We start from the raw sequence: 24,771 nt of genomic DNA, 5'->3' as shown, positions 1-24,771 counted from the left end.
CCTCCCCTGTCGACTCAGGCCCGCTGCAGCCGGGCCCAGGTGTGGGGCTGCAGCGGCTGGCCCATGGCCGCCATGTCGAAGGCGTAGAGCAGGTCGCCCTCGACGTTGCCGTAGAGGCGGTGCCCGGCGGCGTAGTCCTTGGCGCTCTCGGTGCGCACGACGGCGTCGGTCTGCAGCTCGAGCTTGCCGTCGCCGGCCTCGCCGTACCAGATCTCGACGAAGCCGGTGCTGTGCGTGAGCAGCAGCTCGATGCGCCCCTCGGGACGGCAGCGCACGAACCCGGTCTCAAGAGCCGCCTCGCGGACCGGCTCGCCGGCCTCGTCGACGATCCAGGAGCGGGAGAAGTAGTGCAGGAACGGCCGGCCGTCGTGGGTGAAGATCAGCTCCTGGCCGAACTGGTAGGGCTCGATCGTCGGGTAGTCGCCGTGACCGTTGCCGCGCCAGGTGCCGAGCATCCAGGCGACCGGCCCGCAGTCGGGGTGGAGGTTGTCGGGGAGGTGGAACGGCACCCGCCCACCTTAGTCGGGCGCGCGCGCCGGGACGACGCCGTCAGGGCAGCTCGAGCAGCACCGTGAACGGACCGTCGTTGACCGAGGCCACCTGCATGTCGGCACCGAAGACACCGCGCTCGACGCGGGCGCCGAGGCCGGCGAGCGCCGCGCAGAACGCGTCGTACAGCGGCTCGCTGACCTCGCCGGGCGCGGCGGCCTGCCAGGTCGGGCGCCGGCCCTTGCGGGCGTCGCCGTACAGAGTGAACTGGCTGACGACGAGCACCGGCGCCGCGACGTCGGAGGCCGAGCGCTCCTCGCGCAGGATGCGCAGCCCCCAGACCTTGGCCGCGAGCCGGTCGACGTCGGCGGCGGTGTCGGCGTGGGTCACGCCGAGGTAGACCAGCAGGCCCGGCTGGTCGAGCTCCCCGACCACCTCTACCCCGACGCTCACCGACGCCGACAGGACCCGCTGCACCACCGCTCGCACAGGTGGCACGATGCCCGACATGCCCGCGTCACCGCACCCTCTGCTGATCACGGTCGCGCCCACCGGCGCCGAGACCGCCAAGGCCGACTGCCCCCAGCTGCCCACCACCCTCGAGGAGCTCGTCGACACCGCCGTCGCCTGCGAGGCGGCCGGCGCGGCGATGATCCACGTCCACATCCGCGACGACGAGCACCGGCCGAGCCTCGACGCGGGCCGGCTCCGCGCGACGGTCGAGGCCCTGCACGAGCGCACCGACCTGGTCGTCCAGCTCTCGACCGGCGGCTCGGTGCACGACCCGCTCGAGCTGCGGATGGCCGTCCTCGACGCCCAGCCCGACGCGTGCAGCCTGACCATGGGCACCACCAACTTCGGCGACGACGTCTTCTCCAACCCGTGGCCCTTCATCGCCGAGCTCTACCAGCTCAGCCAGGAGCGGCAGGTCGTGCCGGAGTTCGAGCTCTTCGACCTCGGCCACGTCGCCTCGCTGCAGCGGCTCATCGACCGCTTCGGCCTGCCGTACGGCGGCCGCGTGCACGTCGACTTCGTCATGGGCGTGCCGGGCGGGATGCCCGGGACGGCCGCCGCCCTCGTCGCCGGCGTCGCGGCGCTCCCACGGGAGGTCACCTCGTGGTCGGCGACCGGCATCGGCCGCACGACGCTGCCGGTGATGCTCGCGTCGCTGTCGATGGGCGGGCACCTGCGCGTCGGCATGGAGGACGTGCTGACGATGGCGCGCGGTGTGCCGGTCGAGAGCAACGCCCAGCTCGTCGAGCGTGCCGTCGAGGCCGGGCGCCTCGCGCAGCGCGCGCCGATGACGACGGGCGAGGCGCGCGAGCTGCTCGGCATGACGGCCGCCGGCTGATGCGCTCCCTCGTCGTCAAGGTCACCTCCGGTGGCGACAGCACCGCCGAGGCGGAGCGGTGCAACCAGGGGTTCACCGTCGCCGCGGCCGCCGTGGCGGCGGGCGCCGAGGTGTCCCTGTGGCTGACCGGCGAGGCCGCGTGGTTCGGGGTGGCGGGGAGAGCGGAGGCGTTCTCGCTGCCGCTCGCCACCCCCCTGGCCGACCTGCGCGACACGGTGCTGGCCGACGGGCGAGTGACGGTCTGCTCCCAGTGCGCCGCGCGACGGGGCATCGAGGCGGACGACGTGCTCGGCGGGGTGCGCATCGCGGGGGCCGCCGTCTTCGCCGAGGAGGCGCTGCGGGACGGCGCTCAGGCGTTGGTCTACTGAGGGGCTCCGCATCTACGATTCACCCCGATGAGCGAGCCGCCCGAGCCGGACCCCGCGCCCGGGGCGACGGGTCGGCTGCTCGACCGGGCCCGGGCCGGCAACGACTCCGTCGAGGCCCGCCTGGCCGAGCACGCCCGGGCCGCCGAGCGCTCCGCCCAGCTGCGCCGCGCGGCCGAGGAGGCCGCCGCGCTGCAGGCCACCGAGCGGCTCGCGGCCGAGGAGGCCGCCGAGCGCGCCGCCCGGGCGCGGAGCGAGGCCGACGAGGCCGCCGCCGCCCACGCCGAGGCCGCCCGGGTCGCCCACGCGGCCCGCGAGAGCGCCGAGCGCGCCGCGGCCGAGGTCGCCGAGGCGCGTCGCGAGGCCGAGGAGGCGGCCGCCGAGCACGCCCGCCAGCGCGTCCTCGCCGAGGCGGCGGCGACCGAGCAGGCCCGGCTCGCCGGCGAGGCCCACGCCGGACGCACCGAGGCCGAGCAGGGGCGGGAGGCGGCCGAGCAGCTCGCCCGGGAGCACGCCGACCAGGCGGCGCTGTCGGCGCAGGCCCACGCGGCCGCGGCGGAGCAGGCCGAGGCCGCAGCGCGGGCGCGGGCCGAGGCCGACGAGGCCGCGGGGGTCCACGCGGAGGCGGCCCGGGTCGCCCACGCCGCCCGCGAGGAAGCCGAGCGGGCCGCCGCGGACGCGGCCACGGCACGCGCCGAGGCGGAGCGGAGCGCCGTGGGCCACGTCCGGGCGCGGGCCTCGGCCGAGGCGTCCGCCGCCGAGGCCGGCCGGACCGCCGAGGCGGCCCAGGCCGAGCGGGTCGAGGCCGAGCGGGCCCGCACCGCGGCCGAGGAGCTCGCCCGTCAGCTCACCGAGCGTGCATCCCGGGCCACTGCCGCCCGGGCCGCGGCCGAGGAGCTCGCCCACCACGCCGCCGAGGCCCAGGCCGAGGCCCAACAGCTCGCCGCCGACCGCGCCCGCGACGCCGAGACTGCGCTCGCCGCTCGGGCCGAGGCCGAGCGGGCGGCCGCGGTGCAGGCCGAGGCACGGACGGCGGCCGAGGGCAGGCTCGGCGAGCACGCCACGGCGCGCGCAGAGGCAGAGGAGTCCGCCGCCGCCGCGACGACGGCTGCGGTCGAGGCGGCCAGGGGGCGCGTCGAGGCCGAGGAGGCCGCCCGCGGCCATGCCACCCGCGCCGAGGAGGCCGAGCGGCTCCGGGCCCAGGCCGAAGAGGCAGCATCCACCGCTGCCGCCGAGCGGGCCACGGCGGAGCAGCGAGCCACGGAGCACGCTGGTGCCGCTCGCGACGCCCACCGGGCCCGCGAGGTCGCGGAGGCCGCCGCCCGCGAGGCCGCGCAGCGGTCCGCAGAGTCGGCCGAGGCGCTCGCCGTCCACGTCGCGGCCCGTGAGGTCGCCGAGCGCGCAACGGCCGAGCACGCCGACGCGGCGGCCGCCGCGCTCGCCGACCGGGCGGAGTCGGAGCGGGCGGCGACCGAGCACGCCGCGACCGCGTCCGCAGCCGAGCAGCGGCGTTCCGAGGCGGCCGAGGCGGCGGCCGGGGCCACCGCGGCCCACGCCGAGGCCGCCCGTAGTGCTGCCGAGCACGCGGCCACCGCCCGCGAGGCGCACGAGGCGCGTGCGCTGGCCGAGACCGCCGCCGGTGAGGCGGCCGAGCGGTCCGCGGAGGCCGCGAGCTCGCTCGCCGAGGCCCTCGCCGCCCGCGAGGCCGCCGAGCGCGACGCGACCGAGCACGCCCGTGCGGCCGGCGAGGCCACCGCCGCCCGCGCCGAAGCCGAGGAGGCTGCGGGCCGCCACGCCGGCGAGGCCGCCGACGCCGCCCGCGCCCGCACCGAGGCCGAACAGGCCGCGGCCACCGCCGCGACGACGTACGCCGAGACCGCCCGCGCCGCCGACGAGCACGCCACCGCCGCCCGCGAGGCCCACCAGGCCCGGGAGACCGCCGAGACCGCCGCCCGCGAGGCGGCCGAGCGGTCCGCGGAGGCCGCGAGCTCGCTCGCCGAGGCCCTCGCCGCCCGCGAGGCCGCCGAGCGCGACGCGACCGAGCACGCACGTGCGGCCAGCGAGGCCACCTCCGTCCGCGCCGAAGCCGAGGAGGCTGCGGGCCGCCGCGCCGCCGAGGCCGCCGACGCCGCCCGCGCCCGCACCGAGGCCGAACAGGCCGCGGCCACCGCCGCGACGACGTACGCCGAGACCGCCCGCGCCGCCGACCAGCACGCCACCGCCGCCCGCGGGGCCCATCAGGCCCGGGAGACCGCCGAGACCGCCGCCCGCGAGGCGGCCGAGCGGTCCGCCGAGGCCGCGAACTCCCTCGCCGAGGCCCTCGCCGCCCGCGAGGCCGCCGAGCGCGACGCGACCGAGCACGCCCGTGCCGCCGGCGACGCGGCGAGTGCGCGGTCGGAGGCGGAGCGTTCGGCGCGCGAGCTCGCGGAGAGCGCCACGCTGGCGGCCCGGGCCCGCGCCGAGGCGGAGCGCGCCGCGACCGCCGCCCTCGAGGCCCAGGCCGAGGCGGCCCGGGTCGCGACCGAGCAGGCGGGAGCCGCGCGCGAGGCCCACGAGGCTCGTGTCGTCGCCGAGGCCGCCGCGGCCCTCACCGCCGCGAGCCACGCGCAGGCCACCGCCTCGCTCGCCGAGCACCTCGCACGCCGCGAGGACGCCGAGCGGGCCGCGACCGAGCACGGTGCGGCGGCGGCCACGGCCGCCGCGGAGGCGAGCGCGGCACATGAGGCTCGCTCCGCGGCCGAGCAGAGCGCGGCCGAGGCGGCGAGCGCGCGGGACGAGGCCGAGCGGTCCGCCACGGAGCAGGCCGAGGCGGCACGGGCCGCCCACGACGCCCGCGTCGCCGCCGAGGAGTCGGCGACGGTGGCGGCCGAGGCGCTCGAAGCTGCCGAGCGTGAGCTCGCGACGCACCTCGCGCGGCGCACCGAGGCCGAGGAGGCCGCCACCGTCCACGCCCGGGTGGCGGCCGACGCCGCGAGCGCCCGAGCCGAGGCCGAGAGCGCGGCGAGCGGGCACGCGGCCCGAGCCGGCGAGGCTCTCGCGGCCCGCGCCCTGGCCGACGACGCCGCCACTGCCGCGGCCACCGCCCGCACCGAGGCCGAGCAGTCCGCGGCCCGTCACGCCGACGCCGCGCGCGAGGCCCACGAGACCCGCACAGTCGCCGAGCGCACCGCCGCCGAGCTCGCCGACGGGCTCCGTGAGGCGCGTGAGGCGGCGACCGAGGCGGCGCGGTCCCGGCGTACGGCGGAGGAGGCGGCGGCCGAGCAGGCCGCGCGGGCCGAGCAGGCCGACCGTGCCCGGCAGGCCTCCGACGAGGCCGCGCGGATCCACGCCGAGCAGGCCCGGGAGACGGCGGCGGCCCGTACGGCGGCGGAGCGGACCGCCAAGGCCCAGGTCGAGGCGGCCGAGGCGGCCCACCTGGCCCGCGCCCTCGCCGAGCAGGACGCCGCGCACCAGGCTGCGGAGGCCGAGCAGGCCCACCTGGCCCGTCGGGCGGCCGAGGACCGGGCGGCGGAGCGCGCCCAGGAGCTGGAGGCGCTGCGCGCCTGGGCCGCGCAGGAGGCGCTGGAAGCCGCGGAGGCCCGAGACCGCGCGGAGTCGGCGGCCGAGCTGCAGGCCGAGCTGCGGACCGCGGCGGACCGGGCGGCGACCGAGCACGCCGAGGCCCGCCGCGCCGCCGACGAGGCGGCCCAGCACCACGCCGAGCAGGCCGCCGAGGCCCACCGCGCCCGCAGCGAGGCCGAGGCGGCCGCCACGACGGCGGTCACCGAGGCCGACCAGCGCGCCCGAGCCGCACTCACCCGCGCCGAGGCCCGGGCCCGGCAGTCCCACGAGCTCGCCGACCGGCTGGGGGCGCAGGCGCGCGCTGCCGAGCAGTCGGCGCGCGACTCGGCGGACACGGCGGCCGCAGCCGCCCGGGCCGAGACCGAGGCCCACGGGCGGGCACAGCAGCGGGCCGCCGAGGCCGAGACCGCCCACACGGCCCGGGCCGAGGCCGAGAGCGCGGCCGCCGGGCACGCCGAGGCCACCGCCGCCGCGCGTGACGCGGCCACCGCAGCGGTCGAGGCCGCCGCCCGCGCACGGGACGAGGCCCTCGCCGCCGCCGAGGCCCACACCGCCCGCCAGCGGGCCGAGCGCGCCGCCGCCGAGGCCGCGGCCGAGCGCGAGCGCGCGGAGACCTCCGCCGCCCAGCACGCCGACGCCGCCGGCGCGGCCGGGGCCGCCGCCGAGGCCGCACGCGCGGCCGCCGAGCAGGCGGGCGCGCAGGCCGAGGCCGCCGCCCGGGCGCACGCCGACCGCGAGGCCGCGGAGCAGGCGGCCCGCGAGGCCGCCACGGCCCGCGCCGAGGCCGAGGCCGCTGCCACCGAGCAGGCCCGAGTGGCGGGCGAGGCCCACGAGCGGCGTACGACGGCCGAGGCGGCAGCCGAGCAGTCCGCCGTGGCCGCGGCCAAGGCCCAGGACGCGGCGGCGCGAGCGGCCGAGCAGGCCGCCCTCGCCGAGCAGGCCCACGCCGCGCGTGCGGTCGCCGAGCAGACCGCCGCCGAGCAGGCGTGGCTCGCCCGCACCGCCCACGAGGGCCGCGCGACAGCCGACGACATCGCCCAGTCGGCCCAGACGAAGCGGATCGTGGCGGAGGAGTTCGCCGCCGCGTCGGCCGAGCTCGCCCACGAGGCACACGAGGCCCGCCGCGAGGCGGAGGCGGCGGCCGCGCAGGCGCTGGCCGCCCGCGCCGAGGCCGACGAGGCCGCCGCACGCCAGGCCCGCGCCGCCGCTGAGGCGCAGGCCGCCGCCGCCGAGGCCCGCGACGCCGCGAGCGGCGCGACCGCCGGAGCCACTGCGGCCGACGACGCCCTGGGCCGTCTCCGGGCCGTGGCCGACGAGGCGCGCGGAGCCGCCGAGAGCGCGAGCGGCGCTGCGAGCACGGCCGCCGAGCAGGCGGACTCGGCCGCCCGGGCCGCCACTGCCGCTGTCGCCGCCACGGCCGCCGCCGGCACCGCGACCGCCCGCGCCGCCCAGGAGAGCGCGGCGGCCCGGGCCGCCGTCCTGCAGGCCACCGCGGCCACCGCCGAGGCGCGCGCCGCCGCCCGGGCCGCCACTGCCGAGGCCGCCGAGGCCCACGCCGCGCGCCTCGCCGCCGAACAGGCCGCGGCCGAGCAGGCCTGGCTCGCCCGCACCGCCCACGAGAGCCGGGCGCTCGCCGAGGACATCGCCCAGTCCGCCCAGACCAAGCGGGCCGCCGCCGACGAAGCCGTCGCGGCGCAGGCCGAGCGCGCCGCCGAGGCGCTCGCGGCCCGCACGGTGGCCGAGCAGGCCGCTGCCGCGGCAGCCGAGGACCGGCGTAGGGCGGAGAAGGAGGCGGCCGCCCAGGCCACCGCCACCCGCGAAGCGCTCGACGCCGCGACGTCGGCGACCGCCGCCGCCGACGAGGCACGAGCCGGAGCCGAGGCCGCCACCCGTGCGACCGCGGAGCAGAGCGTCGTCGCCGAGGCCGCACGGGCCGCGGCCGAACAGGCCACGACAGCAGCAGCCGAGGCCGCCGTGCAGGCCGCGGCCGCAGCCTCGGCGCACGGAGCGCGCACCGCCGCCGAGCGCGCCGCCGAGTCGGCGGCGTCGGGCCGCGCCGGTGCCGAGGAGGCGGCCCGGGCCCAGGTCGCGCTGGCGGCGCAGGCCGCGGCGGCCGAGCAAGCCGCCCACAGCGCAGCCGCCCGTCAGGCCGACGAGGCGAGAGCGGCCCACGAGGCCCGCACCGAGGCCGAGCGGACGCTCGCCACCCACGCCGACGCCGCGACGCAGGCCCGGCAGGCGGCCACCGACGCGCACGACGCCGCCCGCGCGGCGACCGAGGAGGCCCGGGCCGCCGCACAGGCCCACGGAGCGCGGACCGCCGCCGAGCAGGCCGCCGCCCGCGCCACCCGCGAGCGCCACGACGCCGAGCAGTCGGCCGCCCGCCACGCCACCGCCACCGCCGAGGCCCAGGCCGCGGCCGCCGCGCTCGCCGACGCCGCCGACCAGGCCCGCGCCGCCTACGAGGCCCGCGCGCAGGCCGAGGCCGAGGCCGCACGACTGGCCGAGGCGGCCACGGCCTCCCACGCGGCGCGGCTCGAGGCCGAACAGGCCGCCGTCGCCGCCCAGCAGGCCCGGCTCGAGGCCGAGCAGGCCGCCCTGCGCGAGTCCGAGCGCGCCACCCGAGCCGGTCGCGAACGAGCCGCCGCGGAGTGGCGCACCGCCGAGGCGCTCGCCAACCTCCAGGTCGCGGCCGAGGAGCACGAGGAGAGCCTCCGCGCCGCCACCGAGGCCCGCGTCGAGGCCGAGCGCACCGTCGCCCGCCTCACCGAGGAGCTCGCCGAGGCCAGGCGGCTCCTCGCCGACCGTCAGGGATAGTCCGCGACGTTCCGCACCCGCCGTACGACGGACGGGAGGTCGCGGACTGTTGCTCAGGCGCCGCGCTTGGCGAGCGCCTGGGCGAGCCGCTGACCGAGGGCCTGGTGGGTGGCGTACGTCGGGTGGTCGTAGTCGGAGCAGAGGAGGCCGTCCTGGCCGTAGACCCACCTCTGCATGTTGACGAAGGGCACGCCTCGCTTGCGGGCGAGGCTGCGCAGGGTGCGCTTGATCGGCTCGCTCTGCGAGAGCTGCCCGTAGGTCTGCATCGGCCCGACGAGCACCACGAGCGCCCCCGGGAAGTCGCGGGCGGCGATCCGCAGGATCTTGCCGGCGTTGCGGCGGATCGTGGCCGTGGGCTGGCCGTAGTCGTTGGAGCCGCCCTCGATGACGACCAGGCTCGGCGCACGCCCCGGCACGTCGAAGGCACCCTGCGCGATCTGCTCGAGGTAGGCCGGGATGCCGTACTCCGGGTTGGCCGTGACGAACCCGGTGCCACCGGCCCCGCGGATGACGGTGCGGTAGCCGAGCTGGGCGCCGGCGACCGCGGCCATGTCCTGGCTCGCGTCGGGGCTGCAGCCGCCGCCGACGAAGTAGGAGTCGCCGAAGAACAGCGCGGTGCGCCGCGCCCTCGAGTCGGGCGCGGATGAGGGCACCGTCGACTCCGAGGAGGACGAGGGGGCCGCGCTCGAAGCCGCCGGGGAGGGGTCGGATGCGGCGGGGCCTCCCGCGTCGGTGGCGCCACAGCCCGAGACGACGAGGAGGGCGGCCACGACGGGAGCGATCAGGCGCCTCACGCTGAGACTGTAGCCCGGGGGTCCGCGACGGCCCCGGCGAACGCCGAGGCGAGGTCGTCGCCGATCCGGGCGATGGCGGCGGGCGCGGAGACGCCCACGCCGTCCATGTTGAGGAACCCGTGGATGAGGCCCTCGAAGCGCGTGAGCCGCACCGGCACCCCGGCCTCACGCAGCTGCGCGGCGTAGGTCTCGCCCTCGTCGCGCAGCGGGTCGTAGCCCGCGGTGACGACCATCGCGGGCGCCAGGCCGTCGGGCAGCTCGGCCGCGACCAGCGCGAGCCGGGGGTCGCTGTGGTGACCCGGGCCGTAGCGCTCGGTCGCGACGTCGATGAACTCGGTGGTGAGGAAGAACCCCTCGCCGAACAGCTCCGCGCTGCGGGTCGGGTGCTCCGGGTCGGTCATCGGGTAGACGAGCAGCTGCACGGCGCACGGCCACTGCGCGCGGGCCGCCTCGTGCGCGACGTACGCCGCCAGGTTGCCGCCGGCGGAGTCGCCGCCGACGCCGATGTCGGCAGCGCCGAGGTCGTCGCGGTGCTCGACGGCCCAGCGGTACGCCGCGAGCGCGTCGTCGTGGGCGACCGGGAAGGGGTGCTCGGGCGCGAGGCGGTAGTCGACCGCGAGCACCCGCACCCCGGCCCGCTCGGCGACCAGGCGGCAGAAGCCGTCGTGGCTCTCGAGGTCGCCGCAGAAGAACCCACCCCCGTGGATCCACACGAGCAGCGGGCCCGGAGCGCCGGCTGAGCGCGGGACGTAGAGCCGTGCCGGGACGCCCCCGGCGTCGAGGTCGCGCACCGACCCGATGGGGTGCTCGCCGGTCGTGGCGCCGACGATGCGCCGCAGTGCCGCGCGGCCCCGCTCAGGTGTCCCCTGGTGCGGACCGGGCATCCGGGCGAGCCGCTGCAGCCGCAGGGCGAGCTGGACGTCGAGGGCGAGCCGCTGGCCGTCGCGGACGACGGGCGGCCCGGCGAGCCGGCGCTGCACCGCCGGCGGGAGGTCGAGGAGGCGGGTCACGGTGAGTCGCTCGGTGCGGGCCCAGGCGTGCCCGAGAAGGCTGCGCATCGCGTGCATGCCTCAGGACCGTAGCCGGGTAGGACACGTCCGTGCGCCGTGTCCTTGCTCTCACCTGCCTGCTGCTGCTGCCGGTGATGGCGGCGCTCGCTCCCGCCTCGGCTCGGGCCGCCTCGACGCCCGACCCGTACGTCGCGGCCGCGGTGGACACGTGGCGCGGCGGCGACCCGGTCTTCGTCAGCGCCGAGAGCGGGGCGGTGTCGCCCGACGACGCCGCCGATCTGCGGGCCCGGATCGTCGGCTGGCGCGACGACGTCTTCGTCGCTGTCCTCCCGGCCCTCGCGCTGCGGCAGAGCGCGACCGACGACGACGTCGACGAGGCCTCCGCCCTCCTCGACCAGCTCTACGCCGGCCTCGGGCGCGACGACGCCCTGCTCGTCGTCGCCTTCAGCGGGGCCGGCACCTACGCCGCGGGCTACGGCGACGCTCCCGGTGCCGACGATCTCGGCCGGATCGTGGCCGAGGAGCTCGACGCGCACACGCTCGGCCAGGTCGACCAGGTGCTCGAGGGCACCCTCGACCGGCTCGGGGCGCCCGCGCCGGACGACGGCGTGTCCGCGTGGTGGGTCGCCGCCGCAGTGCTCGCGGGTGCCGCGCTGGCGACGGCGGCGACCCTCGGTGTCGTGCGCTGGCGCCGGGGTCGACCGCGCACCAGGCCGAGCGGCGAGACGTGGGCCGGCGCGGCGGCGTACCGCCCCTCGTTCACCGTGTACGGCGACCAGTCCGACACCGTCGAGCACCGTGCTGCGCTCGCCCGCGAGGACGTCACCCGGCTCGGCGAGGAGCTCGACGCCGCCGACCCGCCCCTGGACGACCCGACCGTGGCCGCACACGTGCAGGCGGCGCTCGACGCCTACGCCGACGCCTCGCGCCGCGTCGACGGGCTCAGCGTCGGGCTCAGCACCGACGACGAACTCCGGGCACTCGGCGAGGTGACGGAGTTCGCCCGCTGGCAGCTCGCCTGCGCCCGGGCCGCACTCACCGGCGCGACACCGCCCGCCCGCCGGGTGCCGTGCTTCGTCGACGCGGCGCACGGCGTCTCGGTGGCCGACGTGTCGTGGGCACCGCCCGGGGGCACGCTGCGCCCCGTGCCCGTCTGCCGCGCCTGCTTCGACCGCATCACCGGAGGTGCCGCGTGACCGCCCGTCTCGCCCGACTGGGCCTCGCCGCCCTCCTGCTCGGCATCGTCGCCCTCGGCCTCGTCATCGCCCCTGCCGGGGCGCGCCCGACCGGCACCACCGGCGGCTACGGCACCGGCACCGCCGACGCCTACCTCGATCAGGTCGCCGCGGAGCTCGCCCGGCCCGGGCTCTGGGTCGACCCGTCGCTGGTCGGCGCCGGGCTCGATGCGGACGATGTCACCGAGCTCGACGCCCTCGCGGCCCGGACGCCGGGACCGGTGCGGGTCGCGGTGATCCCGGCGGACGCCGTACGCCGCGACGGGTTCGGCGACGACCCCTCCTCGTCGTACGCCCCGCTCGCCTACGCCGACGACGAGCTGGTCGGCCAGCTCTACGACCGCGTGGGTGTCGACGGCACCTACGCCCTGCTCGTGGTAGCGCCGTCCGCCGAGCAGGGCCGCTCCTTCGGCGCCTTCCAGTACGCCGAGGAGCGGCCGTTCTACGACGTACAGGGGGCCGTCGACGACGCCGTCGACTGCTGCGCGCCCGACTACGACCGGATGCTGCGGGCGTTCCTGGACGAGGCCGGTGACGAGGAGGTCGACGGCCGCGCGGTGCTCGGCTGGACCGCGCTCGGGGCGGTGGTGCTCGGAGGCGGCGGCTACGGGCTGTCGAAGATCGTGACCGGACGTCGCCGCCGCCGTGAGGGCGCCCGGGTCGCCGACGCCCTGCGGCCCTCCCTCGACGAGGAGGTCGTCGAGCTCTCGCGGCGCGTCGCCGCGCTGCCGCCCGCACCGCCCGCTCCGCCGCAGCCGACCACCCCCGGACTGACGGACCCCGGCTACGGCGTACCCGGCCGCACCCGCCGGGTCCTCGACCTCGTCGAGGAGGCGCGCCACCGCCTCGACGCGAGCGAGGGCGACGCTCGGATGGACACGGCGAGCGAGGTCGAGGACGTCGTGCGCCGCCTCGCCGACGCCCGCTACGAGCTGGTCGCGATCGACGCGCTCCGCCGCGGCGAGCCGGTGCCCGAGCCCACCGCACCCTGCTTCTTCGACCCGCGCCACGGCCCCTCCACGACCGAGCGCACCTTCGCGCCCGAGGGCGGGTCCGACCGGCCCGTCCCGGTCTGCGCGCGCTGCGCCGAGTCCCTCGACGCGGGCCAACGACCGGCCGCCCGCGAGCTGACCGTCGACGGCACGGCGCGGCCCTACTGGGACTGGGACCTGTTCAGCCGGCCCTACGTCAACGGCTACTGGCAGCGGCACGCCTTCAGCGTCGAGCGCGTGCAGCAGACGCGGTACGGCGCGCCCGCGCGCTCGTGGGGCACGAGCCGCACGTTCTCGTGGAGCTCGGGCACCGGCTGGAGCTCGGGCGGTGGGTCGGGGCGGCGCAGCGGGGCGGGGAGCTCCGGTCGGCGTCGGTCCTTCGGCGGGGGTCGTTCCCGGCGCTCGAGCCGCCGTTCGGGCCGCAGCCGCCGGTTCTGAGACCGGCCCGTCAGGTCACCGTCCGTTCACCCGCCGGTGGAAGACTTCGGACCATGAGCCTCGACAGCGCTGAGACCGACCTGAGCCGCGCCGGCGTGCCCGAGGAGACCTTCGACGTCGAGCCGCCGTACACCCCCAGCGAGGAGGCCGTCGCCGGCCTGGAGAAGTACGAGGACCGCTTCCTCGACCGCGAGCTCTCGTGGCTGCGGCTCAACCAGCGCGTCCTCGAGCTGGCCGAGGACCGCGAGCTCCCGCTGCTCGAGCGGGTGCGCTTCGCGGCGATCTTCGTCAGCAACCTCGACGAGTTCTTCATGGTCCGCGTCGCCGGCCTCAAGCGCCGCATCGCCGCGGGGCTCGCGGTGCGCGCGGCGTCCGGGCTGATGCCGCGCGAGGTGCTCGAGGGCATCTGGACCTTCTCCCGTGAGCTGAGCGAGCGCCACGCGCGGGTCTTCAGCGACGAGCTCGTGCCGGGACTCTCCGACGCCGGCATCCAGCTCGTGCGGTGGAGCGACCTCGACCGCGAGGAGCAGAAGGCCTGCAAGAAGCTGTTCAAGGAGCGGATCTTCCCGGTTCTCACCCCGCTCGCGGTCGACCCCGCGCACCCGTTCCCCTACATCTCGGGGCTCTCGCTCAACCTCGCGGTCACGATCCGCAACCCCAAGACCGGCAAGGAGCACTTCGCCCGGGTCAAGGTCCCGCCGATCTTCGACCGCTTCGTGCCGCTGGGCAACCAGCGGTTCGTGCCGCTCGAGGACGTCATCGGCGAGCACCTCAAGCGGCTCTTCCCCGGCATGGACGTGCTCGAGGTCCACACCTTCCGCGTCACCCGCAACGAGGACCTCGAGGTCGAGGAGGACGACGCCGAGAACCTCCTGGCCGCGCTCGAGAAGGAGCTGCTGCGCCGCAAGTTCGGTCCGCCGGTGCGTCTCGAGGTCGAGGACTCGATCTCCGACTCGGTCCTCGAGCTGCTCGTCTCCGAGCTCGGCGTGCGCCAGGAGGAGGTCGTGCGCCTCCCCGGCCCGCTCGACCTGCGCGGGCTGCACGGCATCGCCGACCAGGCCCGCGAGGAGCTGAAGTACCCCGCCTTCGTGCCGACGACCCACCCGCTGCTGGCCGAGGTCGAGTCCGCCGCGCCCGTCGACGTCTTCAAGGCGACCCGGCGCCACGACGTGCTGCTGCACCACCCCTACGACTCGTTCGCGACGTCGGTGCAGCGCTTCATCGAGCAGGCCGCCGCCGACCCGCACGTGCTCGCGATCAAGCAGACGCTCTACCGCACCTCCGGCGACAGCCCGATCATCGACGCCCTCATCGACGCCGCCGAGGCCGGCAAGCAGGTGCTGGTGCTCGTCGAGATCAAGGCCCGCTTCGACGAGGAGGCCAACATCCGCTGGGCGCGCAAGCTCGAGCAGGCCGGCTGCCACGTCGTCTACGGCCTCGTCGGGCTCAAGACCCACTGCAAGCTGGCGCTGGTCGTGCGCGACGAGCCCGAGGGCATCCGCCGCTACACCCACATCGGCACCGGCAACTACAACTCCAAGACCGCGCGGATGTACGAGGACCTCGGCCTGCTCACCACCGACGAGGGCATCGGCGAGGACGTCGCCCACCTGTTCAACAACCTCTCCGGCTGGTCGCGCAACGCCTCCTACGAGCAGCTGCTCGTCGCGCCCGACTCGGTGCGCTCGGGGCTCCTCGAGCGCATCCACCGGGAGGTCGACCACCACCGCGCCGGGCGCCCCGCCCGGATCCGGCTCAAGATGAACTCGCTGGTCGACGAGGCCGTCATCGACGCGCTCTACCTCGCCTCGCAGGAGGGCGTGCCCGTCCAGCTGCTCACGCGGGCGATCTGCGCCCTGCGGCCCGGCGTACCCGGGCTGTCGGAGAACATCGAGGTGCGCTCGATCCTCGGCCGCTTCCTCGAGCACAGCCGGGTCAACTGGTTCGACAACGGCGGCGACCCGGAGGTCTGGATCGGCTCGGCCGACATGATGCACCGCAACCTCGACCGTCGCGTCGAGGTGCTCGTGCGGCTGCCCGAGCCCGAGCTCGTCACCGAGGTCGGCGACATGCTCGACCTCGCGTTCTGGCACGACACCGCCGCGTGGGAGCTGCAGAGCGACGGCGAGTGGGTGCAGAACGGCGGCGAGGTGCAGTACCAGGAGACGCTGATCGAGCGGCACCGCAAGCGGCGTACGGGGGCCTGACCGGGTCTGCGGGCCTCCTACCTCGCCCCGGTCCGGTACGACGGACCGGGGTCGAGACTTGCGCTCCCGCCCGCGGCACCCCCTACCCTGTTCGACGGTCCGCAACCGGTTCCGAGCCGGACTTCGCCGTACGCCCAGGAGTATCAGTGGCTTTCCGCTTCCGCCCGGTCGACACGGCCTTCTACGACCTCTTCACCGAGTCGGCCGACCACCTCGTCGTGGGGGCGGCGCTGCTCGCCGAGATGCTGGGCGAGAGCGCCGACCACGCCGACGTCGCCCAGCGCATGCGCGACGCCGAGCACCAGGCCGACGAGACGACCCACGCGCTGTTCCGCCGGGTCAACTCGACGTTCGTGACGCCGTTCGACCGCGAGGACATCTACCGCCTCGGCTCCGGGCTCGACGACGTGATGGACATGATGGACGAGGTCGTCGACCTGATCCTGCTCTACGAGGTGCGCACCCTGCCGCCGGACCTGTCGCAGCAGGTCGAGGTGCTCCAGCGCTGCGCCGAGCTGACCTCGGCCGCGATGCCCAAGCTGCAGTCGCCGCAGAGCCTCGAGGAGTACTGGATCGAGATCAACCGGCTCGAGAACGCCGGCGACAAGAACCACCGCCGCATCCTCGCCTCGCTCTTCTCGGGTCAGTACAAGACGATCGAGGTGCTGAAGCTCAAGGACATCGTGGAGGCGCTCGAGGGTGCCATCGACGCCTTCGAGAGCGTCGCCAACACGATCGAGCAGATCGCCGTCAAGGAGAGCTGAACCGCTCGTGGAAATCGCGATCGTCGTCGCGGTCGTCGTCGTGGCCCTGGCCTTCGACTACACCAACGGCTTCCACGACGCCGCCAACGCCATCGCCACCTCGGTGTCGACGCGGGCGCTCACGCCGCGCATCGCGCTGATCATGGCGGCCGTCATGAACTTCATCGGCGCTCTCCTCGGCCAGGAGGTCGCCAAGACGGTCCAGGGCGTCATCACCATCGACGGGGTCTCGGCCAACCACGGGCTCGTGATCGTGCTCGCGGGGCTGCTCGGCGCCATCACCTGGAACCTCATCACCTGGTACTACGGCCTGCCGTCCTCCTCCTCGCACGCCCTCATCGGCGGGCTCGTCGGCGCCGGCCTCGCCGGCGGCGTCACCATCGAGTGGAGCACCATCGTCGAGAAGGTCGTCATCCCGATGGTCGCCTCGCCGATCGTCGGCTTCTCGCTCGCCTTCGCCGTGATGCTCTCGATCATGTGGATCTTCCGGCGCCGCAACCCGCACAAGGTCTTCCGCGGCTTCCGGGTCGCGCAGACGTTCTCGGCTGCCGCGCTGGCGCTGGGCCACGGTCTGCAGGACGCTCAGAAGACGATGGGCGTGATCTTCCTGGCCGTCACGACCGCGGGCTACTACTCTGCCGACGACGAGAGCCTCCCCCTGTGGATCGTGCTCGCCGCCGCCACCGCCATCTCGCTCGGCACCTACTCCGGCGGCTGGCGGATCATGCGCACCCTCGGGCGCCGCATCATCCACCTCGACCCCGCCCGCGGCTTCTCCGCCGAGGCCGCCGGCGCGGCCGTCCTCTACACGACGGCCTTCGTCTTCCACGCCCCGATCTCGACCACCCACACCATCACCTCGGCGATCATGGGCGCCGGCGCCACCAAGCGCTTCTCCGCCGTCCGCTGGGGCGTCGCCCGCTCCATCGTCACCGCCTGGGTCCTCACCTTCCCCATGGCCGGTCTCGCCGCCGCGGTCGTCTACTTCGTCTGCCGGTTCATCTTCCAGCTGCCGTGAGCCGGGCGGGGGCGATAGTCCGCGACGTTCCACACCGCCCGCTGGAGGTAGTCCGCGACGTTCCTGACACCGGGTCTGGTTGAGAACGTCGCGCACTATCCCGTACGGGGCGCACCTCGACGCAGCCAGATCTCGCGCTGCCCCGCCGGCAGCGCCCGCCTCTGAGCGACGGTGAACGTCGGCTTCCACCACGGCGGCAGCTCCATGGTGAACAGCCGGTCACTCTCCACAGCCAGAGCCGACTCGCGGTACGCCGCTCGGATCCGAGCGTGGTAACTGCCTCGGTCGCGGAGGTCAGCTGCGGTCATGATCACCGTGCGGAGCCCGACGCCTTCGAAGGCCTCATCTCGCGCGACGTCGTCGGCACTCCGCCCCGAGGTCCCGTGGACCTCACCGTCGTACTGACCCACGACCCGCGCGAACGGATCGATCAGGTCGGGAGTGCCGACGTGGCGCCCGTCCAGGTCGAACACCGGACGGTTCGTGAGCGGACGCCGACCAGCCACGAGGGTCCAGTCGATCCGCATCTCGGTCTCCATCGGCGACCAGGCGTTCTCGTCCGCGAGGTCGGGGGCCCGACGGCACTGGTCGATGCCGGTGTAGCTGGGATGCATGCTCGCCCACTCGCGCACCTCCTCGACGGTCACCAGGTCGTCGAAGTAGGCCATCTCGAGGACGCGGAGGGCGGCGTCCTGATGGGGCGCGTACCGCATCGCGAAGCAGACGGAACGCACGGCTGTGGTCACCTCCAGCCCGTCGAGCACCTCGACCTCACGCGGGTCCCACCGCTCGCGGCACAGGTGGAACGCCGGTTGCTCCCGCACCAGCTGACGAGGCGCCGCCACGGGGACGGGCAACTCCTCACCGCCGGGCGAGGTCCCCTGAAACCAGCGAGCGCCACGCCAAGCCAGAGATCCCCAGCCGGTCACGGCCGCACGGAAGGGCATGATCACACCGACCTCGGCCACGCGCTGAACTGCGCTCAGCACGGTGTCGTCGGGCACGTACAAGCCCCGGGTCGTACGTCGCCAGGCGCCGGACCGCGCCTGCCGGGCTGTCGGACCAGTGACCCCGGTCGGATCGACTCGCACGGGGAGCACCACGCCGTGCTCCGCGCCGAGCCTTCGGTCCACCTCCACGAGGCCAGGCTGCCCCTGATCGACGCTCTCCCGCGGCCGTCATCCACAGGCTCCGAGCGACGCGCTAGTCCGCGACGTTCCGTCCCGTCATCAACGTCGCGGACTATCGGTCCAGAGCGGTACAGAACGTCGCGGACTATCGTCCCCCGCGAGAGACTCAGCCGAAGCGGCCCGAGATGTAGGCCTCGGTGGCCTCGTTGTCGGGGTTGCTGAACATCTTCTTGGTGGCGTTCATCTCGACGAGCTGGCCGGGCTGGCCGGCGGCCTTGAGGTTGAAGAAGCCGGTGTCGTCGGAGACGCGGGCGGCCTGCTGCATGTTGTGGGTGACGATGACGATCGTGAACTCGGACTTCAGCTCGTGGATCAGGTCCTCGATCGCGGAGGTCGAGATCGGGTCGAGGGCCGAGCAGGGCTCGTCCATGAGCAGCACCTGCGGCTCGACGGCGATCGCGCGGGCGATGCAGAGCCGCTGCTGCTGACCGCCCGAGAGCCCCATGCCGGGCTTGTTGAGGCGGTCCTTGACCTCGTTCCACAGGTTGGCGCCGCGCAGCGACTTCTCGACGATGGCGTCCTGCTCGGCCTTCTTCATCCGCTTGGAGTTGAGGCGGTTGCCGGCGAGGACGTTGTCGTAGATCGACATCGTCGGGAACGGGTTGGGCCGCTGGAAGACCATGCCGATCTGGCGGCGTACGGCGACCGGGTCGATCGAGGGGTCGTAGAGCGACTGGCCGTCGACCATGATCTTGCCCTCGACGCGCGCACCGGGGATGACCTCGTGCATGCGGTTGAGGGAGCGGAGCACGGTGGACTTGCCACAGCCCGAGGGGCCGATGAAGGCGGTGACCGAGCGCGCCTTGATCGTCATGTTGACGCCCTGCACGGCGAGGAAGTCGCCGTAGTAGATGTCGAGGTCGGAGACGTCGATGCTCTTGGCCATGGTGTCTATCAGCCCTTCTTGACTGCGAAGATGCGGCCGACGAGGCGCGCGATCAGGTTGAGCGCCATCACGATGACGATGAGGACGAGCGCGGCACCCCAGGCCCGCTCGATGCCGGGGGCCTCGGCGCCGGGCGGGGCGTCGAACGGCACGGTGCCCGGCTGGGTGACGGAGTAGTAGATGTAGACCGGAAGCGTCGTCATCCGCTCGCTGAACGGGTTGAGGTTCACCGAGTCGGTCTTGCCGGCGATGACCAGCAGCGGTGCGGTCTCGCCGATCACGCGGGCCACGGCGAGCATCACGCCGGTGATGATGCCGCCGAGCGAGGTCGGCAGGACGACCTTGGTGATCGTGCGCCACTTCGGCACGCCCAGGGCGTACGACGCCTCGCGCAGGTCGTCGGGGACCAGGCGCAGCATCTCCTCGGTCGAGCGGACCACGACCGGGATCATCAGCAGCGACAGCGCGACCGAGCCGCCGAACCCGAACCGGATCTGCGGGCCGAAGATCAACACGAAGAGCGCGAGGGCGAAGAGGCCGGCCACGATCGAGGGGATGCCGGTCATCACGTCGACCAGGAAGGTGATCCAGCGCGCCAGGCGCGTGCCCTTGCCGTACTCCACCAGGTAGATCGCGCAGAACAGCCCGATCGGCACCGAGATCAGCGCGGCGATGCCGGTGATGATCAGCGTGCCCATGATGGCGTGGTAGATGCCGCCCTGGTCGTCGCCGACGACGTTGCGCATGTCGTAGGTCAGGAACGCCGCGTTGATCGCGGGCAGCCCCTTGCTCAGGACGGTCCAGATCAGCCACAGCAGCGGGATGGCGGCGCCGGCGAAGGCCACCCAGATGAGCGAGGTGGTGAGCCGGTCGACGGCACCGCGCGAGCCCTCGACCGAGACCGACCACAGCGGCAGGGCCACGACGAAGAGCAGCGCGGCGAGGAAGGCGAAGGCGACGATGCCCCAGCCGAGCAGCATGGCCAGCAGGCCGGCGGCACAGACCGCGAGCAGCCCGACCAGCGCGGGCGCCCACTGCGGGAGCCGCGGACCGGTCAGCGGGAGCGAGGCGTGGGTCGGCGTGACCTCGGTGGTGGTCATCGGCTGAACTTCCGCTCGGAGCGGGCGACGACGGCACGGGCTGCGAAGTTCACCGCGAAGGTGAAGGCGAACAGCACCAGGCCGGTGGCGATCAGCACGCTCAGCTTGGCCGGGGTGGCCTCGGCGAAGCTGGAGGCGATGTTGGAGGCGATCGTCGCGGGGTTGGTGTTGGAGATCATGTTGAGGGTCACGACCGGGCTCGCGGAGAGCACCAGGGCGACGGCCATCGTCTCGCCCAGCGCGCGACCGAGGCCGAGCATCACGGCGGAGACGATGCCGGAGCGGGCGTAGGGGAACACCGCGTAGCGGATCATCTCCCAGCGCGTCGCGCCGAGGGCGAGCGCGGCCTCCTCGTGCAGGCGGGGCGTCTGGGCGAAGATCTCGCGCGAGATGGCGGTGATGATCGGCAGGATCATGATCGCGAGGACGACGCCGGCGGTCAGCACGGTCTTGCCGGTGACCGAGGCGGGGCCGGCGAAGAACGGGATGAAGCCGAGGTGCTCGCCGAGCCAGGCCTGCACCGACACCAGCTGCGGGGCCAGGGCCCGAGCGCCCCAGAGACCGAAGACGACGGACGGTACGGCGGCCAGCAGGTCCACGACGTAGGCGACCGGGGCCGCGAGCACCCGCGGAGCGTAGTGGGAGATGAACAGCGCGATGCCCAGCGCGAACGGGACCGCGATGACCAGCGCGATCAGCGCGGCGAAGACGGTGCCGAACAGCAGCCGGCCGACGTACGGCAGGAAGCTGCTCAGCGGGGCGTAGGTCTCGGCCGGCTGGTTGACGCCGGGGATGCCCTCGACGGCGAGGAAGATGAAGACGGCCGCCAGCGCGGCCAGGATCACCAGGCCCGCGCTCTTGGCCAGGCCGGCGAAGATCCGGTCGCCGCGCTGGGACGGCGGCGAGACCTCCGGCTCGGTCTCGTGGGTGGTCGTCACGGTGCTCCTGCTCGGGTCCTGCTGCGATCGGGACAGGGATCGGGATGAGGTGGTGCTCCCGCGCCGCGGCGAGCCGGCCGGTGCGGCCGGCTCGCCGTGGTCACGAGTCGTGCTGGTGGTGCGGTGGCTCAGGTGGTGCGGTGGATCAGGTGCTGCTGGGTCAGCTGATCTTCTCGATGATCGCCGACGCCTCGCTGGACAGCTCGCTGTCGAGAGGAGCGGAGCCGGCCTGGTCGGCGGAGGCCTGCTGGCCCTCCTCGGAGACGACGTAGCTCAGGTAGCCCTTGACCAGCGCGGCCTGGTCGGCGTCGTCGTAGGTCGGGCAGGCGACGAGGTAGGACAGCAGGATGAGCGGGTAGGCGCCCGACTCGGTGGTGGTGCGGTCGACCTCGACGGCCATGTCGTTCTCGCTGCGACCCTCGGCACGCGGGGAGATCGCGACGACCTTGGCGGCGGCGTCGGCGGACGGCTCGACGTACTCCTCGCCGACCTTGAGCGAGACGATGCCGAGGCCACCGGCCTGCGACTCGTCGGCGTAGCCGATGGTGCCCTCGCCGGCCTTGACCGCGGCCACGAGGCCGGAGGTGCCCTCAGCGGCCTCGCCGCCCTGGATCGGCCACACGCCGTCGGGGTCGTAGCTCCAGGCGCCGTCGGCGGCCTGGGAGAGGTAGTCGGTGAAGTTGTCGGTCGTGCCCGAGTCGTCCGAGCGGTGCACCGGCGTGATCGAGGTGTCGGGCAGGTCGGCGTCGGGGTTCTGGTCGGCGATCGCCGGGTCGTTCCAGGTGGTGATCTTGCCGTCGAAGATCTGCGCGATCGTCGAGGCGTCGAGCTGCAGGCCCTCCACGTCGGGGAGGTTGTAGACGACCGCGATCGGGCTGACGTAGGCCGGGACCTCGATGACGTCGCCGCCGCAGCGCTCGGTCGCGGGGCCGACCTCCTCGTCGGCGTCGAGGGCCGAGTCGGTGCCGGCGAACGCGAAGGCGCCGCTGATGAAGTTCTCGCGACCCGTGCCGGAGCCGACCGGGTCGTAGTTGACGGTGGCGCCCTCGTTGGCCGACTGGAACCCGGCGCGCCACGCGCCCTGGGCCGACTCCTGCGACGACGCGCCGCCGCCGTTGAGGGTGCCGCTGAGGCTCCCGCCGTCGGTGCTGCCGGCGCTCTCGCTCGAGTCGCCGGAGGCGTTGTCGCTGCCGCCGTCGTTGGCGGCGCCGCAGGCGGACAGGGCCAGGGCGAGCACAGCGACGCCCGGGACGAGCGCCTGACGAATGGACGTGACCTTCACAAAAGACTCCTGGGTGTGTGCGGCACTTACCCGGCGAAGGTAGGGAGCGGAGGTGACCGGACCCGGGGTGGTCGGTGAACGAGGCGTGAACGACAGATGCCCGTCTGAAGGACTCTGCGCGAGCGCGCGGCGTACGCCGGGTGAACGGCGGCGCAGCGGGCTCGTCGGAGTCGGGTCAGCGCACGCGGTGGCGCTCGACGGCGCGCACCTCGCCGCCGCGCAGGTGCACGACCACCATCTCACCCGGGGCCAGCGCGGGATCGTCGAGACCGAGGGCCTCGAAGACCCACGGCAGCACCGGGCGGTGGCTGCACAGGGCCACCGCACCCGCCGAGGCCGGTCGCGCCGCCGCGTCGTCGACGACCTCGCGCACGAGGGTGCGCACACGCCTGCGGCCGGCGTCCTCCTCGCTGAGCACGGCGACGCGCTGCTCCTCGACGGCGCGACCGGGGGCCGCCCCGGCGGCGACGTACGGCGCGACCGTCTCGCAGCAGCGGGTGCTGGTCGAGGTCACCACGCGCGTGACGTCGTACGCCGCGAGCACGGGCACGAGCCGTTCCGCCTGGGCGCGTCCGGTGGCGAGGAGCGGGCGCTCGCGGTCGTCGTGGCGCCACGCCTTGCGCGAGCGGGCCTGGCTGTGGCGCACGACGACCAGGGCGCGGGTCTTGCGACGCCGGTCGATCGCGGTGTCGAGCAGCTCGGCGTCGCGGGGGTGGGTGAGCAGCCGGCGGGCCTTGTCGGCCGGCACCCAGGCGACCTCGTCGACCTCGACGTTGGGCTCGTAGGCCGCCACGTCACCGCTGACCGCACGGCCGATCCAGTAGTGCGCGACCTTGTCGCCGTCGCGCACGCGGTAGCGCTGGCTCGGCAGCGGCAGCCCGAGCCGGATGCGCACCCCGGTCTCCTCCTCGACCTCGCGCACGGCGGTCGCGGTGACGTGCTCGCCGCGCTCCTGCTTGCCCTTGGGGAACGACCAGTCGTCGTACTTGGGTCGGTGCACGAGCAGGACGGTGCGGCCGGGTCCGAGGACCACGGCGCCGGCGGCGACGATCTCGCGCTGGTGGCCCGACGGCATGATGACGAGTGTGGCAGTCGAGGCAGCCGAGGAGGAGACCCGGTCCGCGGGCCGTCGCGGGCCCTCGCGGACGACCGTGATCGGGGTCGGCGCGCTCGCGGTGCTCCTCGTCGCCGCGGCCGCGGTGGTCGGGGTGCGGTGGTGGCGCGAGACGCACCGCTCCGAGCTCGACCGGGCGGTCGCCCTCGCACCGGCGTCGACGCAGCGCTTCTCCTGGACCGACTGGGCGGCGGTGCGCGAGGAGCTCGGCGCGCGGGTCGCCGCGGACTCCTCGGCCGACGACGTCGAGGAGTTCCTCTCCGACGCCTACGACGCCGACCTGTCCTCGGCGAGCGCGATGGGCGAGTCGGCCGCGACCCTGCAGAGCGAGTTCGGCTTCTCCCCCGCCGACGTCGAGTGGGAGCTGCTGGCCCAGAGCGAGACCGGGTCGGTGCTCGTCCTGCGCCTGCCCGACAGCGCCGACCTCGACGCGCTCGGCGACACCCTCGAGGCGCTGGGCTACCCCAGGCCGAGCGAGGCCGACGGCGTGTGGGACGGCGGCGTCGACGTCGTGCCGCGGATCGCCGAGCGCGCCGGCACCTCGCTGTCGCCGCAGTTCAACGCGATCGCGATCGACGCCGACGAGCACCTCGTGCTGGCGAGCGACAGCGCGCCGTACGTCCGGGACGCGGCGCGCGACCTGCCCTCGCGGATCGACGACGAGGGCGTGCGCGACGTCGTCGACGCGGTCGGCGACCCGCTCTCGGCCTCGATCTACACCGGTGACTTCGCGTGCCGCTCGTTGGCCATGGCGCAGGCCGACGACGTCGACCAGGCCGACGCCGACCAGCTGCTGGCCGCGGCGGGACGGGTCGACCCGCTCACCGGCTTCGCCATCGCGACCGAGGCCGGTGGTGGCGTACGGGTCGCGATGGCCTTCGAGGACGACGGCAAGGCGCGTCGCAACGCCGACAGCCGCAGTGCGCTCGCCTCCGGTCCTGCCCCGGGCCAGGGCGGCGACTTCGGCGACCGGTTCGACCTCGGCCAGGTGCGGGCGGAGGGTCGTGTCGTGACCCTGGACCTGGACCCGGTCGACGACAGCCCGGTGCTCTCGGACCTGGCGACGGGGCCGGTGCTGTTCGCGACCTGCTGAGCGGCGCGAGAAAGCGTCAGACGGCCGGCGTACGCCGGGCGAGAAGCGCACGGCCGAGCCCGAGGCGCACGCGCTGGACCCACCTCATCTTGTGCATGAGGAATTGGTAGCCGCCTCTCCAGACCCG

Annotated in this window: 19 protein-coding genes; 9 read left to right on the top strand and 10 right to left on the bottom strand. The window is 75.2% G+C overall.

What is annotated here, in order from left to right; all coding sequences use genetic code 11:
- Positions 1-14: 14 nt before the first annotated feature.
- Together GRQ65_RS10015 and dtd are read right to left on the bottom strand one after the other, a co-directional pair.
- Positions 15-509 carry a heme-binding beta-barrel domain-containing protein gene (locus GRQ65_RS10015; RefSeq protein WP_160877759.1) on the bottom strand — a complete coding sequence of 165 codons (495 nt, stop codon included), beginning with the start codon at positions 507-509 and terminating at the stop codon, positions 15-17.
- Positions 510-549: 40 nt separating this feature from the next.
- Positions 550-978 (bottom strand): D-aminoacyl-tRNA deacylase, encoded by a 429-nt coding sequence (gene dtd, locus GRQ65_RS10010; protein ID WP_160877757.1) that lies wholly within the window; start codon positions 976-978, stop codon positions 550-552.
- 19 nt (positions 979-997) lie between these two features.
- On the opposite strand from dtd, the gene GRQ65_RS10005 reads away from it, so the two are divergent.
- From GRQ65_RS10005 to GRQ65_RS09995, 3 genes are read left to right on the top strand one after another with little or no spacing between them, the layout of a single operon-like run.
- Complete coding sequence (locus tag GRQ65_RS10005) at positions 998-1,840, top strand: beta-keto acid cleavage family enzyme (protein WP_160877755.1); 843 nt, start codon at positions 998-1,000, stop codon at positions 1,838-1,840.
- Entirely contained in the window at positions 1,840-2,208 is a 369-nt protein-coding gene (locus tag GRQ65_RS10000) for a DsrE family protein (protein ID WP_202387872.1), read from the top strand. The genes GRQ65_RS10005 and GRQ65_RS10000 overlap by 1 nt, the downstream gene beginning before the upstream one ends.
- A gap of 27 nt (positions 2,209-2,235) precedes the next feature.
- Positions 2,236-8,583, top strand: coding sequence for a hypothetical protein (locus tag GRQ65_RS09995; protein ID WP_160877753.1), 6,348 nt, complete (start codon positions 2,236-2,238; stop codon positions 8,581-8,583).
- A 53-nt stretch (positions 8,584-8,636) separates the two neighbouring features.
- On the opposite strand, the gene GRQ65_RS09990 is transcribed toward GRQ65_RS09995, so the two are convergent.
- Together GRQ65_RS09990 and GRQ65_RS09985 are read right to left on the bottom strand one after the other, a co-directional pair.
- On the bottom strand, positions 8,637-9,377 hold the full coding sequence (locus tag GRQ65_RS09990; RefSeq protein WP_160877751.1) for a GDSL-type esterase/lipase family protein: 741 nt from the start codon (positions 9,375-9,377) through the stop codon (positions 8,637-8,639).
- Positions 9,374-10,444, bottom strand: a complete 1,071-nt coding sequence (locus GRQ65_RS09985) for an alpha/beta hydrolase (protein ID WP_237448031.1) — start codon at positions 10,442-10,444, stop codon at positions 9,374-9,376. The genes GRQ65_RS09990 and GRQ65_RS09985 overlap by 4 nt, the downstream gene beginning before the upstream one ends.
- Before the next feature lie 32 nt (positions 10,445-10,476).
- Between GRQ65_RS09985 and GRQ65_RS09980 the strand changes: the two genes are divergently transcribed.
- The 5 genes from GRQ65_RS09980 to GRQ65_RS09960 all read left to right on the top strand — a co-directional run bounded on the left by GRQ65_RS09980 (position 10,477) and on the right by GRQ65_RS09960 (position 17,041).
- Positions 10,477-11,583: a hypothetical protein gene (locus tag GRQ65_RS09980; RefSeq protein WP_160877749.1), complete on the top strand. Its 1,107-nt coding sequence runs from the start codon at positions 10,477-10,479 to the stop codon at positions 11,581-11,583.
- The gene (locus GRQ65_RS09975; RefSeq protein WP_160877747.1) at positions 11,580-13,052 is read left to right on the top strand and encodes a hypothetical protein; all 1,473 of its coding nucleotides are present in this window, start codon (positions 11,580-11,582) and stop codon (positions 13,050-13,052) included. The genes GRQ65_RS09980 and GRQ65_RS09975 overlap by 4 nt, the downstream gene beginning before the upstream one ends.
- Before the next feature lie 53 nt (positions 13,053-13,105).
- The gene (locus tag GRQ65_RS09970) at positions 13,106-15,259 is read left to right on the top strand and encodes an RNA degradosome polyphosphate kinase (RefSeq protein ID WP_160877745.1); all 2,154 of its coding nucleotides are present in this window, start codon (positions 13,106-13,108) and stop codon (positions 15,257-15,259) included.
- A 146-nt stretch (positions 15,260-15,405) separates the two neighbouring features.
- Positions 15,406-16,023, top strand: a complete 618-nt coding sequence (locus tag GRQ65_RS09965) for a DUF47 family protein (RefSeq protein WP_160877743.1) — start codon at positions 15,406-15,408, stop codon at positions 16,021-16,023.
- A gap of 7 nt (positions 16,024-16,030) precedes the next feature.
- Positions 16,031-17,041, top strand: coding sequence for an inorganic phosphate transporter (locus tag GRQ65_RS09960; protein ID WP_160877741.1), 1,011 nt, complete (start codon positions 16,031-16,033; stop codon positions 17,039-17,041).
- Positions 17,042-17,136: 95 nt separating this feature from the next.
- Here the strand turns inward: GRQ65_RS09960 and GRQ65_RS09955 are convergent, their stop codons facing one another.
- The 6 genes from GRQ65_RS09955 to GRQ65_RS09930 form a co-directional block, all read right to left on the bottom strand.
- Positions 17,137-17,886: a hypothetical protein gene (locus tag GRQ65_RS09955; protein WP_160877739.1), complete on the bottom strand. Its 750-nt coding sequence runs from the start codon at positions 17,884-17,886 to the stop codon at positions 17,137-17,139.
- A gap of 451 nt (positions 17,887-18,337) precedes the next feature.
- A complete protein-coding gene (gene pstB, locus GRQ65_RS09950) occupies positions 18,338-19,117 on the bottom strand; it encodes a phosphate ABC transporter ATP-binding protein PstB (protein ID WP_160877737.1) in 780 nt (259 codons plus the stop codon).
- An 8-nt stretch (positions 19,118-19,125) separates the two neighbouring features.
- A complete protein-coding gene (gene pstA, locus GRQ65_RS09945; protein WP_160877735.1) occupies positions 19,126-20,217 on the bottom strand; it encodes a phosphate ABC transporter permease PstA in 1,092 nt (363 codons plus the stop codon).
- Positions 20,214-21,155 (bottom strand): phosphate ABC transporter permease subunit PstC, encoded by a 942-nt coding sequence (gene pstC / locus GRQ65_RS09940; protein ID WP_160877733.1) that lies wholly within the window; start codon positions 21,153-21,155, stop codon positions 20,214-20,216. Before pstC ends, pstA begins: the two co-directional genes overlap by 4 nt.
- 160 nt (positions 21,156-21,315) lie before the next feature.
- Positions 21,316-22,437, bottom strand: coding sequence for a phosphate ABC transporter substrate-binding protein PstS (pstS, locus tag GRQ65_RS09935; RefSeq protein ID WP_160877731.1), 1,122 nt, complete (start codon positions 22,435-22,437; stop codon positions 21,316-21,318).
- Between the two features lie 175 nt (positions 22,438-22,612).
- Positions 22,613-23,512: an NUDIX hydrolase gene (locus GRQ65_RS09930; protein ID WP_160877729.1), complete on the bottom strand. Its 900-nt coding sequence runs from the start codon at positions 23,510-23,512 to the stop codon at positions 22,613-22,615.
- 10 nt (positions 23,513-23,522) lie between these two features.
- On the opposite strand from GRQ65_RS09930, the gene GRQ65_RS09925 reads away from it, so the two are divergent.
- A complete protein-coding gene (locus tag GRQ65_RS09925; RefSeq protein ID WP_160877727.1) occupies positions 23,523-24,644 on the top strand; it encodes a hypothetical protein in 1,122 nt (373 codons plus the stop codon).
- Positions 24,645-24,771 lie beyond the last annotated feature (127 nt).

Source organism: Nocardioides flavescens, assembly GCF_009823805.1.
In the GTDB taxonomy this organism is placed as follows: Bacteria; Actinomycetota; Actinomycetes; order Propionibacteriales; family Nocardioidaceae; genus Nocardioides; species Nocardioides flavescens.
Note: the sequence above shows the minus strand (reverse complement) of the source record. Positions and strands in the feature narration are given on the sequence as shown.